This window comes from Nocardia cyriacigeorgica (assembly GCF_010858045.1).
Classification (GTDB): domain Bacteria; phylum Actinomycetota; class Actinomycetes; order Mycobacteriales; family Mycobacteriaceae; genus Nocardia; species Nocardia cyriacigeorgica_E.
In genome coordinates, this window is the sequence record NZ_JAAGVC010000215.1 from 1 (window position 1) to 330 (window position 330).

1 pseudogene is annotated in these 330 nt (G+C 64.8%); it reads right to left on the reverse strand.

Features of this window, described 5'->3' with window-relative positions:
- Positions 1-330, reverse strand: a pseudogene (locus GV790_RS29430) (bifunctional 3,4-dihydroxy-2-butanone-4-phosphate synthase/GTP cyclohydrolase II); the annotation flags it as partial.

A 330-nucleotide genomic window follows, 5' to 3' on the forward strand; every position in this document is an offset into this window, starting at 1 on the left:
GTATCCAGACCCTGCTCTTGCAACGCGTAGGCCCGGATCTTATTGCTCAGGCCTATCCCGCGGCCCTCGTGACCGCGAAGGTAGACCACTGCGCCGCAACCCTCAGCTGCTATCGCTCTCATGGCGAGTTGGAGTTGTGCGCCGCAGTCGCAGCGCGTCGAACCGAGGACATCGCCGGTCAAGCATTCGCTGTGGACGCGAACGAGAACTCCAGCCTCGGTCCCGCCGGCTGCGGCCACGTCGCCCATCACCAAGGCGAGATGCTCGGTGCCCTCCAGTGTGTCGCGGTAGGCCACGGCACGGAATTCACCGAACTCGGTGGGCATGGAC